At 32.3% G+C, this 13,946-nt stretch carries 13 protein-coding genes and 4 pseudogenes; 16 read left to right on the forward strand and 1 reads right to left on the reverse strand.

The genetic code is table 11. The annotated features are described in order from the left end of the window. Nucleotides 1–459: 459 nt before the first annotated feature. From PEPCATONIAE_RS03110 to PEPCATONIAE_RS03170, 16 genes and pseudogenes are all read left to right on the forward strand, one after another. Entirely contained in the window at nucleotides 460–1,401 is a 942-nt protein-coding gene (locus tag PEPCATONIAE_RS03110; RefSeq protein WP_138159523.1) for a metal ABC transporter solute-binding protein, Zn/Mn family, read from the forward strand. Between the two features lie 7 nt (nucleotides 1,402–1,408). After that, nucleotides 1,409–2,119: a metal ABC transporter ATP-binding protein gene (locus PEPCATONIAE_RS03115; protein ID WP_138159524.1), complete on the forward strand. Its 711-nt coding sequence runs from the start codon at nucleotides 1,409–1,411 to the stop codon at nucleotides 2,117–2,119. A gap of 4 nt (nucleotides 2,120–2,123) precedes the next feature. Next, nucleotides 2,124–2,993 carry a metal ABC transporter permease gene (locus tag PEPCATONIAE_RS03120; protein ID WP_138159525.1) on the forward strand — a complete coding sequence of 290 codons (870 nt, stop codon included), beginning with the start codon at nucleotides 2,124–2,126 and terminating at the stop codon, nucleotides 2,991–2,993. Beyond that, nucleotides 2,986–4,119, forward strand: a complete 1,134-nt coding sequence (locus PEPCATONIAE_RS03125; RefSeq protein WP_138159526.1) for a metal ABC transporter permease — start codon at nucleotides 2,986–2,988, stop codon at nucleotides 4,117–4,119. The genes PEPCATONIAE_RS03120 and PEPCATONIAE_RS03125 overlap by 8 nt, the downstream gene beginning before the upstream one ends. A gap of 8 nt (nucleotides 4,120–4,127) precedes the next feature. Continuing rightward, on the forward strand, nucleotides 4,128–4,532 hold the full coding sequence (locus PEPCATONIAE_RS03130; RefSeq protein WP_019116601.1) for a metal-dependent transcriptional regulator: 405 nt from the start codon (nucleotides 4,128–4,130) through the stop codon (nucleotides 4,530–4,532). Between the two features lie 419 nt (nucleotides 4,533–4,951). Beyond that, nucleotides 4,952–5,362 (forward strand): site-specific DNA-methyltransferase, encoded by a 411-nt coding sequence (locus PEPCATONIAE_RS08635; RefSeq protein ID WP_246060418.1) that lies wholly within the window; start codon nucleotides 4,952–4,954, stop codon nucleotides 5,360–5,362. Between the two features lie 170 nt (nucleotides 5,363–5,532). Beyond that, nucleotides 5,533–6,498: a DNA methyltransferase gene (locus PEPCATONIAE_RS08640; protein WP_246060419.1), complete on the forward strand. Its 966-nt coding sequence runs from the start codon at nucleotides 5,533–5,535 to the stop codon at nucleotides 6,496–6,498. Nucleotides 6,499–6,614: 116 nt separating this feature from the next. Continuing rightward, nucleotides 6,615–7,478 carry an MBL fold metallo-hydrolase gene (locus PEPCATONIAE_RS03140; RefSeq protein WP_138159527.1) on the forward strand — a complete coding sequence of 288 codons (864 nt, stop codon included), beginning with the start codon at nucleotides 6,615–6,617 and terminating at the stop codon, nucleotides 7,476–7,478. A 101-nt stretch (nucleotides 7,479–7,579) separates the two neighbouring features. Next, nucleotides 7,580–7,909 (forward strand): annotated as a pseudogene (locus PEPCATONIAE_RS03145) (replication initiator protein A); the annotation flags it as partial. 226 nt (nucleotides 7,910–8,135) lie between these two features. Next, nucleotides 8,136–8,426, forward strand: a complete 291-nt coding sequence (locus PEPCATONIAE_RS08755; protein ID WP_246060420.1) for a DUF1016 N-terminal domain-containing protein — start codon at nucleotides 8,136–8,138, stop codon at nucleotides 8,424–8,426. A gap of 116 nt (nucleotides 8,427–8,542) precedes the next feature. Then, nucleotides 8,543–8,989 carry a PDDEXK nuclease domain-containing protein gene (locus tag PEPCATONIAE_RS08760; protein WP_246060421.1) on the forward strand — a complete coding sequence of 149 codons (447 nt, stop codon included), beginning with the start codon at nucleotides 8,543–8,545 and terminating at the stop codon, nucleotides 8,987–8,989. Nucleotides 8,990–9,095: 106 nt separating this feature from the next. After that, nucleotides 9,096–9,947: a DegV family protein gene (locus PEPCATONIAE_RS03155; protein WP_138159529.1), complete on the forward strand. Its 852-nt coding sequence runs from the start codon at nucleotides 9,096–9,098 to the stop codon at nucleotides 9,945–9,947. 263 nt (nucleotides 9,948–10,210) lie between these two features. Next, complete coding sequence (msrA, locus tag PEPCATONIAE_RS08655) at nucleotides 10,211–10,672, forward strand: peptide-methionine (S)-S-oxide reductase MsrA (protein WP_246060422.1); 462 nt, start codon at nucleotides 10,211–10,213, stop codon at nucleotides 10,670–10,672. A 152-nt stretch (nucleotides 10,673–10,824) separates the two neighbouring features. Further along, nucleotides 10,825–11,055: pseudogene (msrB, locus tag PEPCATONIAE_RS08660) on the forward strand (peptide-methionine (R)-S-oxide reductase MsrB); the annotation flags it as partial. Between the two features lie 690 nt (nucleotides 11,056–11,745). Further along, nucleotides 11,746–11,979: pseudogene (locus PEPCATONIAE_RS03165) on the forward strand (helicase); the annotation flags it as partial. A gap of 43 nt (nucleotides 11,980–12,022) precedes the next feature. Then, a pseudogene (locus PEPCATONIAE_RS03170) lies at nucleotides 12,023–12,678 on the forward strand (DNA-binding protein). 131 nt (nucleotides 12,679–12,809) lie between these two features. Here PEPCATONIAE_RS03170 and PEPCATONIAE_RS03175 read toward each other — a convergent pair. Next, nucleotides 12,810–13,802, reverse strand: a complete 993-nt coding sequence (locus PEPCATONIAE_RS03175) for a helix-turn-helix domain-containing protein (protein WP_138159530.1) — start codon at nucleotides 13,800–13,802, stop codon at nucleotides 12,810–12,812. Nucleotides 13,803–13,946: the final 144 nt, after the last annotated feature.

Consider the following 13,946-nt stretch of genomic DNA (forward strand, 5'->3'; position numbering starts at 1 on the left):
GTAAAATGAGGGTAAAAATGACGGTAAAAAGTTAAAGACAACGGACAGACGACATAAGAACTATTGAATTACCTCATATATTATTGGTATCTGTAAGTACGATTGAAAGAGATTTAAAAGTTCTTAAAATTGAAAAAACAATCGACTATAATGACAGCGTTAAAGATGGATATTAGAAAGTAAACAAATAAAGTTAATAAGAAATCAAATTCTCCCGGAAATAATACAATATTCGGGAGAGTTACTTTGCTGGTGTTGGCGAATGGGTAAGTCTGTTCTGCTCATCACTTTTTTATTGTTTTAATAAATTAATCCCCTTAAAATATAGATTGATCTTCTTATCCATATGCAAATGATAATTATTATCAAAAAATAATTGACAAAAATAAATTGAAGAGCTACAATATAAATAATTAGGCACGCCTAACTTTTATCGAGATATTAATTCATGGAGGAAATATGAAATTTAAAAAGATACTTATTATGCTAGCGCTACTTATTTTTGCTAGTTCCTGTTCAAAAAATGATAATAAAGATGCTTTAGATACTAGCAATCAATCAAAGGAGAAAAAAATTGTTACCGTTACAACTTCATTTTTATATGATATGGTATATAACTTAGTTGGGGATAAGGTTGATAGGGAACTTATAATTCCTGCTGGCGAGGACCCACACCTTTATACTGCAAAGCCACAAGATTTGGAAAAGATTAAGAAGGCTGACCTTCTTTTATATCATGGTTTACATTTTGAGGGAAAGATGGTTGATGTTTTAGAAAAGAGAGGCTCTGCAGTAGCTAGAAGCTTTAAAAAGGAAGATGTTGGGGAGATGGAGCAAGATGGAGAAGTTGTAGTTGATCCACATTTTTGGTTTAATATAAATCTTTATAAGGAAGCAACAAGAAATGCTGCAGAAGATTTAGAAAAACTTCTTCCTGAGGAAAAAGAGAACATTGAAAAAAATTTAAAAGACTATCTAGCTAAGCTTGATGACCTGGATAAAGAAAATAAAGAAAAAATAAATTCTATTCCAGAATCTAGTAGGTTTCTGATTACCCCACACGATGCCTTCAACTATTTCTCAAGAGCTTATAATATTCCTGTCAAGGCACCCCAAGGAGTTTCAACTGATAGTGAAGTTGCGAACAAAGATATAGAAGATACTGTAAACTTTATTGTAAAAAATAAAATTAAAGCTATTTTTGCAGAATCAACTACTGATCCAATGAGGATGGAAAAGTTAAAGGAAGCTGTTAACGCTAAAGGATTTGATGTTGAAGTTGTATCAGGCCAAGGCAAGGAATTATTTTCAGATTCTCTAGCACCAGAAGGTCAAGCAGGCGACTCTTATATAGATATGTACAAACACAACGTCGATTTAATTGTGGAAAACTTGAAATAGGTGGCTTATGAAAGATGTAATTATTAAAGTAGAGGATATGACAATTGCATATGCAGATAAGCCTGTTCTTTGGGATAATGATATTGAAATAGTCAATAATTCAATTACAGCAATAATTGGCCCTAATGGAGCAGGAAAGTCAACCTTAATAAAGGGAATTTTAAATTTACAAAAAAAGTTATCAGGTTCAGTTGCTATTATGGGCAAATCTTTTGAAGAAGTTAAGAAAAAAATTGCTTATATACCTCAAACAGCATCTGTAAATTGGGATTTTCCAACAACAGTTCTAGACGTTGTTCTTATGGGTAGGTATGTCCATCTTGGTTGGCTCAAAAGACCGAGTAAGCATGATTATGATCTTGCAAGATCCGCCCTTAAAAAAATTGGTATGCACGATTTTGAAAACAGACAAATTTCAGAATTATCAGGCGGACAAAGGCAAAGAGTTTTTATAGCAAGAGCTATTGCCCAAGATGCTGATATATATTTCATGGATGAGCCACTGGCTGGTGTTGATAAGGTGACAGAAAAAGTTATATTTGACTTTATGAAGGATTCTCAAATGAAGGGAAAGACATCCATAGTTGTTCATCACGATTTAAACACTATAGAAAAATACTTCGATCATATCATAATATTAAATAAAAAAGTAATAGCTCAAGGTAAAGTCTCTGAAGTTTTTACAAAAGAAAATGTTGACAAGGCCTTTGTGAGGTAAGGATATGGATATTTTAAGAAATTATTCATTTATAATAGTAGCTTTAGGCACAATAATTCTAGCCATGGCTACTGGTATAATTGGTTCAATAAGCGTTTTAAAGGGGAAGTCTTTAATAGGTGATGCTATAGGTCATAGTACCTATCCTGGCATTGTCATTGCCTTTATGCTATCAATGGAAAAATCCCCAATCATACTTTTGTTTGGGGCTGCCTTTGCAGGTGCTATATCATTTTTCTTAATTGATATTATTTCAAACAACTCAAAAATAGACCTTGATGCTACTTTAGCCATCGTATTATCAAGTTTTTTTGGACTAGGCATGGTTTTAAAAAGTTTTATCCAAGGCAATCCTGACTATGCTGGAGTTTCCCAATCTGGTCTTAAAAACTATATTTTTGGACAGGCTTCTTACATTATGAAAAACGATGTAAAGATAATATTTATAGTATCAATTTTTTCAATCTTAATGCTCATAGCCTTTTATAAGGAAATAAAAGTCTATGTATTTGATGAAGTTTATGCAAAAACAATTGGAATAAATCCAGGGTTGATGAATACTGTGATTTTAATTGCGACTATGCTTTTGATTACAACAGGACTTAAACTTGTTGGAGCAATATTGATTTCATCCATGCTTATAGTTCCTGCAATTACGGCCCTACAGTGGACAGATAGGTTTCATATTATGTTAATAATTGCAGGAGTATCTGGTGGAATTTCTGCATTTATAGGTACCTATATTTCCACAGCCTATGACGGTATGAGTACTGGATCTACAATTATTCTGATAATGAGCTTTATATCATTATTATCAATGCTAGTTGGTCCAAGGGGGATGAGAAAAATGATTGTGAGGAAAAAATATGATTGATTTTCTAAGATACTCATTTATATCGAATTACCAAACCTTATTAGTGCTCTTAGTCACAGCTATAGCTTGCAGTATTATTGGAGTTTTCTTGGTACTGAGGAGGCTATCAATGTTAGCTGATGCTATAAGCCACTCAATACTTCTTGGTATTGTAATTGCTTATTTTATCGTAAAGGATATTAGCTCAGTTTACCTAGTTTTTGGGGCGGCACTTTTTGGAATAATAACAGTATTTTCTATAGAATCTTTATCGAAGACAAAACTTGTAAAAAATGATGATGCTGTGGGTATTGTTTTTCCAATGTTTTTCGCCTTGGCAGTTATACTTATAACAAAGTATGCGAGAAATGTCCACCTTGATGTGGACGTCGTCCTCATGGGAGAGGTCATAATGGCACCTCTAAATACTATGAATTTCTTTGGTTATGAAATTCCAAAATCCCTTTTTGAAATGTCTGTGATAGGGATATTAAACTTAGCCTTTATTATAGTTTTCTTTAAAGAGCTAAAACTAACAACCTTTGATACAGAATTTGCAAAAATTGCAGGATTTTCAGAAGTTCTTTTATTCTACGCCCTAATGACCCTTGCTTCATTTACAACGGTGGTCGCCTTTGAGGCTGTGGGAGCTATTTTAGTAATATCATTTCTAATAGCACCTGCCGCAAGTGCATACTTGATAAGCAAAAATCTAAGGGTCATGATCCTAATATCAGTCCTTTACTCAATAATAAATTCTGTTTTAGGATTTTTATTAGCCATGTATTTCAACCTATCCATGTCTGGAATGTCAGCAACCATGGCAGGGATTACTTTTCTTCTTACATTTTTATTTAACAAAAATGGATTTTTGATGAAAATATTAAGGCGTAAGAAAAATCATGTGGAATTTAAAAAGGATACATTTGTGATTCACGTTGGCAACCATCAAGAAAGAGCAAATGCAAGTGATGAGTTAGGACTTACAACAATCGCTAAGCATCTATCATGGCGAAAAGAAGATATAGAAAAATATAGTGAAATTTTGATATCAGAAAAAAAGATAAAAGTTGATGGAGACATTTATAAACTAACTGAAAAGGGTAGAATCTTATATATAAATTTGTTAAAAGATTACGCACTATGAGGTAAACTATGAATTCTATCAGGCAAGATTACATCCAAGCCATATACAGGCTTTCAAAAGATAAGGGATATACAAATAATAAAAGCATATCTGATTATTTTTCAATAAGCAGGCCATCTGTTAGTGAAATGATTAAAAAACTAGTAGAAGATGGCTTAGTAATCCAAGATAAAAACAAGATATATCTAAGTGACCTAGGAGATAGGGCTGCTAAGGAAGTTTTATCAAAACACAGAATATGGGAATTTTTCCTTGTTAATGTCTTAGGTCTTGATGGGGAAGTTGTCCATGACCAATCAGATTTATTAGAGCATGTCACAAGTGATGAAATGTTTCTTGCTTTAAATAAGTTTCTAGACTACCCTAAAAAATCTCCCAAGGGAAAAAGAATCTACACAAACGAGAATAAATAAAAATGTTAGAGGCAAGTTAAAATTTATGAATATAAACCTCTTGATTAGGTAAAGAGAGACTAATCAGGAGGAATTTTTATGCCAAGTAAAAAAACAGAAACAAGAAGAAGCAAAAAGACCACAAGCTATGACTTGCGGTCTTTTTGCCTTGATGAAATAATCAAGTAAAAGCTACTTAGAAAAGTCGATAGATTTTACTATATGATATAACATAAACATGATAATCCCGTATTAAATTGTTTGGGATAAATATGATAAGTTGATTAGTTTAGAACAAACATAAAAAGCTATTCTTTAAGGTATATATGTTGATTCCTGGGGAATAACAAAGTAAAAAGTATAATTTTAGAAATTATTTAAAGATTTGTTCAGTTATTGGATGCGTAAATTAAGATGGTATGGAGGCTGTAAGCTAGTATATGAAATTTTTAGATGAATTAAAAAATGTTTTGAGCGCAGATGACAGATTTGTTGGAGAAAAGAATCAGATAATAAAAACAAAAGTAGGAGATGCTGCAAGAAGTAATGACGAAAATTTATTGAAAGCACTTCTCGGTAACAAATTGTTGAAAGATGTTTTCTTTACAAAAGTTGATGATATATATGTATTTGATAAGAATAAATTCGTTTGGGTCCTAGAATCAAAAGAATTTCTCCCGGATTCTTTTACTATGTATAAAAATAAGATAGGTCTTGTTGATTCTAATAATAATTTAATTAGTCAAAAACAAGATGTTTCCTTGGTATGGCCTTACAAAGATTGCGTCCTTGAAGGTGGACAAACCAAAGAAGATCAAAAAAGAGATGAGATTTTTTTAATGAAACATTAGCCCCAGACCAGGTTAATAGGCTTCTTGCTCCAAAAGTTTTAGGTAATGCTAAGAGATACACCAATGAAGGAATAGAAGAAAATATAGAATTTAAAGAAGATGATAATTTAATTATAAAAGGAAATAATTTGCTTGCTTTATCGTCTTTATTAGAAAGATATGAGGGACAAGTGAAGTGTATTTATATTGATCCCCCATATTTGTTTAGAAAGAAAATTCAAGAGGATGCTTTTAAATATAATTCTAATTATCATAAATCTACCTGGTTAACTTTTATAAAAAATAGATTAGAGATGTCATGGAAACTACTTAAGGATATTGGAACTATATGGATTCATACAGGGGATGATGGACTTCATTATTTAAAAATATTATGTGATGACATATTTGGCGCTGAACATTTTGTAGCAACACTACCAAGAAAATCAAGAGATGGAAAATCAGACGTACCATTTAACCTTTCTCAAGACTTTGACTGGATTTTATTATATTCTAAGGGATTTGAGCGTGATTCTGTAGTAGGACGAAAAGTAGATAGAAAATACTATGAAACTGATGATTTCCCGGGAAGACCTTGGAGAATTGCAGATTTAACAAAACAAACGACTCCAAAGGAACGCCCTAATTCAAATTTCACTATGATTAATCCAAGAACTGGAAAAGAATATCTAGTGAATCCTAAAAGATCCTGGGCAATAACTAAAGATACATTTGACTATTATTATAAGTGTGGTGGGATAGGATTCCCTGATGACTATGAATTTATGTCAGGAGAACTCCCATTCAGACGAATTTTTAAAGAAGAAGATGATAGAAGAGGAAAGCCAACATCTGTAAATAGTGATTTTTTAATTAGAAAACTTATTGAAGATTTAATGACAAATTCTAAAAATAAATCTGGCAATGATGAAATTGATGCTCTATTTTCAAGAGATGAGTTTGGATATGCAAAGCCAGAAAATTTAATTAAAAATATTCTTGAAGTAAGCACTATAGAAAATGATATTGTACTAGACTTTTTTATGGGGTTTCGTGTCATAATAGTGATAGAGGCAAATAGTTATGTAAATACAAGGAGTTCAAGACTTATACCAAAGTTTAAAACTCAAAAAATAAAGAGTTGGTGTGCTGCTTAGAGTATCCAATTTAATGATGTGAATGTGAAATAAAAAGAGATAAGGAAAGTGAATAAATACAAGGATGAGTATCAATAAAAATGCAATTTGTAGGAAAGGAGTATGGGCAAGAATTTATGTCAAAAATAGAATCTAAAATACAAGAAAAAGTCATGTCTTTTCTGTTTCGAGGAAAAGAATTATTTAAGCCATTAAATACAGGATACATTGATGAGAGAGTAAGTTGTGTTAGAGAATATGTTGCTAATATTTATTTTTATAAAAAAGACGATCACACGATTATGATAGACGCAGGCTATAATTATGATAGGTTAGAAGAAAAAATTAAGTGGCTTAATATCAATCCAAAAGATATTCAGGAAATTTTAATTACACACCAAGACACAGACCATGTCGGAGCTATTGAAAAAGGCAGCGATGGATTGTTTAGCGAATCCACTATATATATTGGAAAAATCGAAAATGAATATTTAGAAGGTCGTAAAAAGCGTAAAGTATTTGGCGGATTAGTTAAACTGCCACAAGTTCGCATAGAAAATAAAAAAGTATTAGTTGATGATGAGCAGGTCTTTTATATTGGGAACATTAAGATAGAAGCATTTCTTGTACCAGGGCATACTTGGGGACATCTTGTCTATCTGATTGATGACGCATATTTATTTACAGGTGACACGATTTGGTTTGGAGCAGATGGTGGCTACGCATTTTTGAACATTCTTGCAGAAGATAAAAAATTACAAGTTAAATCCCTTAAAAAGTTAGAGGAAACACTTAGAAAGAGAAATTTAAAGTTAAAAATTATAACAGGTCATACAGGTTGGACTGATGGTATAGATTTTGCTTTTTCTCACACAGATGAGATCTGCAATGGGTTAAAAAGAAAACCCAAGGTCCATGACCCCAAAGCACCCTATGATGGCTATGATGAAAAAGACGATACAGAAGAGAATGCAAGGAATGTTTTACTAGAAAAGTGTTAAACAGATATGCTTACGGAAAGCAAACTACTAATCTAAAAATTTTAGACGATAGAAAGCAATAATTCTGTCGTCTTTTTTTATTTCAGAGAAAGGAGGTAAGAATGACTTTTGATTATTTTTATAATAGGCAATCTGAGATGTATAACTTCATTAGGTTACCTATGGTATTAATGAAAGATGAAATTTTTGAGGGCATTTCTATCGAAGCTAAAGTTTTGTATTCATATATGCTTAATCGAATGGGTCTTTCATATAAAAATGGCTGGATAGATGAAGATGGAAAAGTTTTTATTTATTACACAATGGACTCTATTAAAGAACAATTCAACTGTGCAAATGATAAAGCCTTAAAAATTATGAATGAACTTGATACAAAATCAGAAATTGGATTAATAGAAAAGAAAAGACAAGGACTTGGAAAACCAAATAAAAAAGATATGACTAGGGAAATCTAAAGGGAGTACCGAATAGCCACGCCCTTGAATACCTAAAAAAATAAGACTTTCGAAAAGCAGAAGTCCAGAATTTCGAAAATCGGAAATCCAGAATTTCAATAATCGAAATTCTGGAAAATACCAATGTAGAGAGGATATAAAATTGAAAAATGCAATATTTATGATATAATTAAAGCAATTAAGAGGTCAACTAGGCGCTTGTATGAATAACAAAAATAACATAGATAGGGTCCGTGATTATGCTTTTAATAGCATAAAAACATTGATGGATAAGGCAAGGAATGAAGTTGCAAGAGAAGTCAATAACATTTTGGTGCAAACTTACTGGGAGATTGGACGCATTATCGTAGAAGATGAGCAAGGACATTCAGAAAGAGCGGAGTATGGCAAAGAGATTATAAACGACTTGTTAAGACAACTTATAAGAGAATATGGCGGAGAATTTTCAAGGTCTAATTTACAGAATATGAGAAACCTATATCTGGCAAATTGACCCGGCCCCATTATTGCGAGCTCTTATCCATTAGCGATGAGAAAAAGCGAGTATCAATGCAAACTGGTCGGTGAGAAAACTTAAAAGGCAAATTAAAAACCTCCCTTTTTGAAAGATTGCTCTTATCTTCTGGAGAAGAAAACAAAGAAAAAGTCCTAGACCTAGCCTTAAAAGGAAATGAAATAAATAAGGCATCTGACCTTGTAAAAGACCCTTATGTGTTTGAATTTTTAGGCTTACCGAAAGAAAAGCCAATGATGGAAAGTGATTTAGAAAAAGCACTGATAGACCATATTGAAAAATTTTTGCTTGAACTTTGTAAGGGTTTTATGTATGTAGGCAGCCAACAAAGAGCAACCCTAGGAAACACTCATTATTATGTTGACATGGTATTTTATAATAAAATATTAAGGCCTTATGTCTTAATCAAGCTTAAAAAGAGCTCTATAGAAGAGTCATACAACTATTTTTGCAACAAGGCGGAAGATGTATTGAGACTAGTCATTAATATATTGGAGAAGCAAAGCAGCCCTACATGGAGGGCACAGCATCTATCAATATAGATCTTGACAATAGGAATGGTTTGACGCTTGCCATAGTGAACGTTTGTACTAAAGTTATCACACAAAAACTATTGGAATACGAGCTTTTAAAAGCTAAGGAGGACAAATGAGTAAATTAGGATTAATTATAGATACGGCCTGTGATGTGCCAAAAGAAGCATATCAAAAATTAAATGTAGCTATGCTGCCTTTGTGGGTTAACTTTTCGGATAAATCATACAGGGATTTAATTGATATAGAAAAGGATGAGTTTTATGACTTGCTTGATAAGGAATTTCCTAAGACAAGTACACCATCGCTATCAGAAGTAAGAGAAACAATTGATAAAGAATTTGCATCCGGTGTCGATGAAGTTTTAATCATCACACTATCATCAGATCTAAGCGGTACGAATAATCTTTGCAATCTTGTAGCTGAAGATTATGACGGCAAGGTGAAAGTTTTTGACACAAAAAACATTGCCATAGGCGCAGGTTTTTACGGCTACAGAGCTGCAAGCCTTAGAGATGAAGGTGACAGTGCTGATGATATTATTAAAATAATGACAGATGATAGAGACAATATGAGGTCTAAGACATATTTTGCTATACCGGAATTAACTAACTTAATTAATGGCGGCAGGATAGGCAAAGTTCGAGGGGTCATAGGTCAATTTTTAGATATAAAACCAATAATCACATGCAATATGGACGGCATTTATTACGCTATCGACAAGGTGAGAGGTTTTGTAAAGGCGCAAAAAAAACTTATTGAAAGAGTTAAGAAGGAACTTAGCGGCACCAAAGATTATTACTTAGCTATATGCCATGGATCAAATCCACAAGCATTGATGCTAGCCAAGGAAGCGCTTAAAGATGAGGTTGCGAGAGCAAAGATTTATGTTGAAGAGCAGATAGCACCGACATTAGCGGTACACACAGGCAGGGGTCTGTTAGGCCTTGCATATTATAAATTATAAGATTATAAGCTTAGGAGATGGACTCTTAAACTTTTTTTTGGGATTATTGGAGGAGAATATTTGCTTTTTATTAAGCAGTCTTATTTTGCGGGTATAAATTAAAAAAGGAAATTGCGAACAATGAAAAATAAATTTATGATTATAATTTTAGTGCTTGCGATTTTATTTGTATCTTGTAGAAGAAATCCGACAGTAAGACAAGAAAAAATGCTGATATAAAAACCGAATCGACAGGAGCAAAAGAGGATATTAATCCTGAAGACTTGTCTGCAATTTATTTTGATAGCGGGTGTTTCTGGGACATTGAGGCCTTTATTGAGAAGATATACGGCATTTATGATGCTGTGAGCGGTTATGCAAACGGAAAGACCGCAAACCCGATTTACAAGGAAGTGTGCACTGGTGAGACTGGTCATGCTGAAACCGTAAAAGTTTTTTATGATCCAAATAAAATTTCCTTGAACAAGCTCATCCGTTATCTGCTGATGGTAATTGATCCTACATCTGTGGATAAACAGGGCTATGACATTGGCAGCCAATATAGGACTGGGATTTATTATGTAGATGAAAGCGACAGGCAGATTATCGAGGACAGGCTCAAAAAAGAGCAGAAAAAATATAACAAGGAGATTGTAGTCGAGGTTAAAAAATTAAATAATTTTTATGAAGCTGAGGACTACCACCAAGATTATCTGGCAAAAATCCTGGCGGCTATTGTCATATAGATTTGTCAAAGGCAGACCAAGTTTTAATTGACAAGGAAGATTACAAGAAGCCGTCAAAGGAAGAAATAAAAAAGACCTTGACTGATGAGTAGTACAAGGTTACCCAGGAAAGTGCAACTGAGCCGGCTTTTAACAATGAGTTTTGGGATAATTACAAAAAGGGAATTTACGTTGATATTGTTACGGGCGAGCCACTTTTTTCTTCCACGGATAAGTTTGATTTTGGTTGCGACTGGCCATCATTTTTAAAACCCATTTCAGAAGGTGTTTTGAAATACAATACTGATACTTCTTTTAATATGACGAGGACAGAAGTAAAAAGCAGGTCGGGCGATTTCCATTTGGGCCACGTTTTCGAAGATGGCCCAAGGAAAGGGGACTAAAGTATTGTATCAACAGTGTGTCTCTGAGATTTATTCCCTATGAAGATATGGACAAGAAAGGCTACGGATATTTAAAACATTCGGTCGAATAAAATTTGTATTAAAAAAGCTATCCCCACGTGTTCCTGTGAGAGCACTGGGAGATAGTTTTTTCGTTTTATAAAAAAGTTTGTATAATTTTGGAGCTTATAATAACATCATATATTATAAAAATTTAATTAGGTGTATAACTAAAGTTTAAATAGGTGGAACCTAGGATATTTTTCTAATCATAGGTAAAATTTCTTTCTATGTTATTATAACAATATAGATTGTTGGTGATAGGGTGTATAATTAAATATAAAAATGAATTTGAAATAGAATTTAAAGCTGATATTTAAAATGAATTTGAAGTAGTTTTGAAATTTTTATCAGAAATTTTATGCTTTATTAGTGATGGAAATATAATTAAAATAGGATATAAAATAAAGTAGGGTTGGAGTTTTATATCAGACATCTATGAATTATTATTGATGGAAAAAAATTTAATATAAAAAATATGGAGTAAATGCTTGTTCATCACACAGAATTGAAACTAGGGATCTATATAATATTGTTCTTGAAGATATACAATATCATGGAAGTATGCCACTATCTGCTAAAGAAGACTTTGTAGAAAAGATAATAGAAAAGATTGAAGTAGAAAAAATTGACGAGGAAAACTTCTATGATCCACTAGCAAAAGATCTTGATAATGACGGAATACCAGATAGGTATGACAATGATTTTAAAGATAGTGATTACCTTGAATCAACTCATGATGTAGAGGATAATCTTCACGCAAGAGAAGAGAAACCATCAATATTGGGACAAATATCAAAATTCAAAGCGGAAGAAGAAAAAGATAAAAATCAAGAAAAAAGTGAAAAAGGACAAGAACGATAGAGGAGGGCGAAAGGCTCTCCTTATTTAGTACAAGGAGGAAAATATGGAGTACAAAGATATTAGAGAAAATTTAGAAGAAATGATGAATGATAACTACAAGGATTTTATAAAAGCACTTGTGAGTATAGAAAAAGGTGTCAATGATGAAAAAGCACTTGAAGAAGTCTATGTTTTATATATGAACAATGACACAACAGGTTTACTAAGTGATGACTTTGACTATATGATTGATGATATGAAAGAACAAGGTAAGATTGTTGAAAATGCCAGTGATATTGAAGAAAAAGACGATCTTATAAATCTCGTGGGTAATATAGCTGGCAAAGTAGAAAATCTTGAAAGAGAAAATGCTAATGGAGAAAAGTTTAAAGTAAGCAACTTTTCAATTGTGTCAAAAGATGACGATGGAAATAAAGTTTATACCAATTGCTCAACATATGGAGATAAGACAAAAGATATAGAGAGCCTTAAACAAGGATATTTTGTTAAAATCTTCGGACAAGTAAAAACAAGTATTGATAACAACGGAAAGGAACATAAGAACGTTCGTATTTTGTCTTCTAAGCTCTTAAAAGCAAAAGAACAAGTAAAGAGTCAAGACAAGGGTAAAAGTCCATATTAGGACAAATAAAAAGCTTTAAGACAGATGACAAAGCTAAGTCAAATAAGAAAGACTATAGCAAAGGTGCAGAAAGATAAATATCGGCAGTCTTCGGACTGCCTTTATTTTTTTGCTAATTTTTTATCAAATTTATACACACCAACACAAATATCTATGCATATCCATTTAAACTAACACAAGATATGGGTGTATAAATAAAAAAATTAGTTTAATCACAACAATCACAATTTAAATTGTGGTGCTCGCAAGCTAAACCACGAACCTCGCTAGGAAGTTTCCCCTTGTACCTTTTGTAATAAATGGAAAATTTGCTATGGGATGTGTACCCAACAGATTCGGCTATTTCCTTTATAGGAAGTTCGGTATTTAACAGAAGAGTCTCAGCCACATTCATTCTTTTTCTTTGGGTGTATTCTGTAATGCTTTGACCATATTTTTCTTTGAACAAATTTTTTAATTTTGTGCCGCTCATTTTAGATATTTTTTCAAGGGTTTCCTGATTTACATTCATGGCGAAATGATCATCTAAAAATCTGGCTACAACTTCAAGTGCTTTACTATCATCAGACTCAATTTTATATTTTTTTCTATTCAAGTAGGTATCTATTACTATACTTATCCACTCATTTGCCTTGGCTTTAAAGAAAAAATCAGCGGCAGGAGCGTCCATCTTACAATTCAATATTTCCATTGCCACTTTTTCTAGGGACTTTGTAAGTATTATTTGATTTGTTTGAAGCAAGACCCTATAAAATGATTCTGAATCAATATTAATGTCTAATAGGTGCTTTTCTAAAAGTTCTCTTTTAAATCCAATAGAAACAGTGAGATAGTAACTGTTCTCGTGTAATAAAAAAAGAAAGTCGTCTCTTATATTGTCGAAATCAAGAGTATATAATGAGTTTGCGGTTAATGTTTGATAAGGATTAAATTTTTCGCCATTTGCACTGACAACATAACTTGAATATATTGAAAGGTAGTCCGAGATACTATAAGTACTTTCTTTAATTAATTCTTCTTTTATGTAAAAATCATGGATATCAATAATAAATCCATCTCCCTCATAAAACCAGTAAAGTCCCTCTGCTTCTTTTAGATCATTTTTACTCCAACAAAATGTATGACCTGCACTTGAATATTTCTTATTGTTTTTACATTCTTCTACCTTCATATATTCTTTTACAAAATCATAATATGTCATAGCACACTATCCCTTTTAGACAATATTCCAATTAGCCTTATTAATTTAAGACCATTGTATTAGTAATTATGCCAGATATATAATAGAAAAGCAATGATAATTATTATCAGCTAAGCGAATTTATATCTAAAAGGAACATCAAAG

It is taken from the genome of Peptoniphilus catoniae (genome assembly GCF_901447155.2).
Lineage (GTDB): Bacteria > Bacillota > Clostridia > Tissierellales > Peptoniphilaceae > Peptoniphilus_E > Peptoniphilus_E catoniae.